Below are 3,608 nucleotides of genomic sequence, written 5' to 3' on the forward strand. Positions count from 1 at the left end.
GTCGAAGCAAAGGCTCCTGCGAAGAAAGCGGCTCCGGCTAAGAAAGCAGCTCCGGCTAAAAAAGCAGCTCCGGCTAAGAAAGCGACTCCAGCTAAGAAAGTAGCTCCGGCTAAGAAAGCGACTCCAGCTAAGAAAGCAGCTCCGGCTAAGAAAGCGACTCCAGCTAAGAAAGCAGCTCCTGCTACAAAGTCTCCGTTGAAATTGACTGCACTCAATGGTGTTGGACCAGCTTTAGAAAAGAAACTTATAGCAGCCGGTATCACATCAATCGAGCAATTGGCCAAGCCTTCAGCAAAAGATAAAAAAGCACTTGAGGAGTTCAGCAAAGTCAGAGGTTCTGACACGTGGCAAAAACAAGCTGCAGAGCTGAACAAAGCTAAATAGCCTCGTAGAAGCAATTAAACATTAGGCCATAACTCTCCTGTTATGGCCTTCCATTTACACCCAAAAATTCTCTCTATTCCCCGACCTTCCAGTTTGTTAACCCATATTTCACATTGTTTTGAAATACAATTACTTACTGTAACTATTTTGTAACGTTGTACGTCACATCGTTACAAGTCTATAACCAAGTCGTGTTTTTCATTCTTGAAAATTACCATACAATTTACTTATAACTTACACATATAACTAATTTGCTTTGGTAACTACTTTGCATAAGCCGATTCATAAAGGTCTGACATTTCTTTCAACTCTCGCGATAACTTCGCCAGTGTTAGCTGCGGTATCGGTTGAGGATACTGAAAGCTCGACAATGCTATTGAAACTCATGGCAAGTGCAGGACTGGCAGCATTGTTTGGGACACTGTGCTTCATTTTGTTCCGTCTTAATGCCCGGCTAAAAAACAACGTAAAGTCGCATGAAGCTACCGAACAACTCATGTCGAAACTAAGTAGCGCGGTAACAAATAGTGGTTCCAGTATTGTTATTACAAGCAGCTCAGGCTTGATTGAATATGTAAATGACAAGTTTTGCCAAATAACGGGCTACCAACGCGACGAAATCGTAAATAAGCCAATCGGCATTCTCAAACCAAGCTCTGAACATTGCGCAGCTGATATTTGTGCTCTCGATAGCGGCTTCCTGCAAAAACAAGATAGTTGGGAAGGTGAAATTCTTTGCTCTAAGAAAGATTCTAGCGTTTTCTGGAACACTATTACGATCTCGGCCGTCTATGATAAACATAACGAAATTAGTAGTTACGTCCTGTCCGCCGTTGACGTCACAGCCTTAAAAGAAGCTACCCAGAAAATGGAGCACTTGGCTCTTTTTGACTCCCTGACCGGTTTAGCAAACCGTCGGCTTTTTATTGATCGACTGCACCAATCCATTCTTAATGCACGACGACATCAAAAACTGACAGCGCTGTTCTTTCTCGACCTAGACCAATTTAAACGCATCAACGACACGCTGGGACACCAGGCAGGTGATCAATTACTGCTTACGGTTGCTGACCGTTTAAAATCCTGTGTTCGAAAGCAAGATACAGTTGCCCGTTTAGGGGGGGATGAATTTACCATTCTGCTTAACGATATATCCGATATCGATAAAATATCTGCCATTGCTCAAACGATCCTGGACACTCTTAAGGAACCAGTTAGGTTGGGTAAACATGAGGTGATTGTATCAACAAGTATCGGCATTACCTTAGCACCAACAGACAGCATCAATAGCGAAACGCTCATGAAGAACGCCGACCTTGCCTTATATATGGCTAAAGAGAACGGTCGAGATGGCTACCACTTCTTTACTGAAGCCTTAAACCTCCGCGCAAACAAGCTTCTGGAAATTGAAAATGAATTACGTGAAGCAATTAAAAATAACGACTTTTACCTAAACTATCAGCCTCAAATTAATCTGAAGACGGGTGAAATATCTAGCGTTGAAGCTCTGATACGCTGGGAGCATGCGACGAAGGGAGACATTTCCCCTGCTGACTTTATTCCCGTAGCCGAAGAGACCGGCTTGATCGTACAAATTGGTGAATGGGTGCTGAGAAACGCATGTAAAGAAATCATGCAATTAAATGCCCTAACTGGTCGCTCATTGAGAGTTGCAGTTAACTTATCGCCACGCCAGTTTGATGACCCGGAACTGGTAAATGTTGTTTCAAGCGCCCTCGAGCATTCAGGCCTCGCCGCAGAAAACCTGGAAATAGAAGTAACCGAAAGTATGCTAATGAATGACATTGATGCTGTCATAGCTCAACTCAATAGCATCAAATCTACTGGTTCCACTATTACCATCGATGACTTTGGTTCAGGCTACTCCTCTTTAAGTTATTTAAAGAGCCTACCTGTAGATATTCTGAAAATTGACCAGTCATTTGTTTACGATATTCCTGATGACCTCAATGCCATGGAAATCGCGTCTGCGGTCATTGCCGTTGCACATAAACTTAACCTGAAGGTCGTTGCAGAAGGCGTTGAAAATATCGACCAAAGAGACTTCTTGGTAATCAATAAATGCGACTATGCTCAAGGATACTTCTTTAGCCGGCCATTGACCTTCAAGAAAATGCATAATTTCTTCATTGAAAGTGACCTAAAGACTGCTTAAGCATCCTCTTCTTAAGTAGTCTATTGCCCCTCCCCCAGCACTAATCAAAAATGTAAAACACTGTAAATCCGCTGCACTTGTGTGAACCTGTACTCTAGCTTAACGCTACCCAATTCCATTTACATAGAATTACATGATGTATAATGTCGTCACATTTGAGAATTTGGAGACTAAACAATGCTGGTTGTTTTCATACATAGCCTTGAAATAGCATTACTTACTTTGCTCGGCACACTTGCCTTCCGCGTACATAACTTATACACAGCTGCTGGCTACGCAGAGAGCGGGCATATTGACAGAGTGATTAAGCGCTTGATGCAAGGCGATGTTGTCGATAATCAAGAGTACGAAACCAAGATGGAAAGTCTTAAAAAAGCTCAAACCTTTTCTGGCATCCAGCTGTTAGACATCAAAAGAAATTATGGTGACCTGCACCAGGAGAATCTGTCTTGGTTACGCGAAGCGATTAGCCTTTACCTGATTGGAGCAATCGATTTGATTGGCAAAGAAGCAAAGTGCGGCACTCAAAGCAGGAAAGAGATAGCGATGTTGGTATTAAAGTCTAATTTAAATTTGACGACAGAAAATGCGCTCGCCTACTACAGGGAAGCACTCTACCGAAAACTTAGTAGTGACAACGACTTAATGGTTAGAGCTGGCGCGAAGGCTGCCAAGAACTGGTCAAGCTATGACCGTATTCCTAAGGAAATGTCGTTGAGTGCACAGCTTGATGAGTGGGGAATATTTGCCTAACCGGCAAATAGCTCCCAATTCCGGCCTAAATCAACGGCCTCATTATTGACCGGTCGGTTATCTTCAATTCTCACAGCACTTATTACCGGGCGACTCCATTCACCGCCATCGCTTCGAGTCATCGAATCAAGATCAACAGATCTAACTTGATAAACTACCTGATCATACATAACTTTAGAGCGATGAGATAAGCCATATACAAAGCGGCAATAGTCCAGCTTTAAGCTATATAAGCTCTTTTCGGTTTTATTTATTTTTTGAATTAGAACGTTTTTCAGGCCGTCGGCGTAATCCA

General features: G+C 42.7%; 4 protein-coding genes. 3 read left to right on the top strand and 1 reads right to left on the bottom strand.

Going from position 1 to position 3,608, the window contains the following annotated elements; translation table 11 throughout:
* The 3 genes from A3763_RS27665 to A3763_RS17320 all read left to right on the top strand — a co-directional run.
* Positions 1-384 (top strand): helix-hairpin-helix domain-containing protein (locus tag A3763_RS27665; RefSeq protein ID WP_197482946.1); only part of this gene is annotated, 384 nt, incomplete at its 5' end.
* Positions 385-652: 268 nt separating this feature from the next.
* Positions 653-2,560 (top strand): EAL domain-containing protein, encoded by a 1,908-nt coding sequence (locus tag A3763_RS17315; RefSeq protein WP_231872234.1) that lies wholly within the window; start codon positions 653-655, stop codon positions 2,558-2,560.
* Positions 2,561-2,737: 177 nt separating this feature from the next.
* Entirely contained in the window at positions 2,738-3,313 is a 576-nt protein-coding gene (locus tag A3763_RS17320) for a hypothetical protein (RefSeq protein ID WP_068512475.1), read from the top strand.
* Here A3763_RS17320 and A3763_RS28795 read toward each other — a convergent pair.
* A partial coding sequence (locus A3763_RS28795) for a hypothetical protein (RefSeq protein WP_068760253.1) occupies positions 3,310-3,608 on the bottom strand: 299 nt, incomplete at its 5' end. The genes A3763_RS17320 and A3763_RS28795 overlap by 4 nt on opposite strands.

Source organism: Oleiphilus sp. HI0128 (assembly GCF_001635365.1).

Coding starts and splice junctions, on each gene's coding strand:
- A3763_RS17320 (WP_068512475.1), top strand. CDS start 2,738: ATGCTGGTTGTTTTCATACATAGCCTTGAAATAGCATTACTTACTTTG.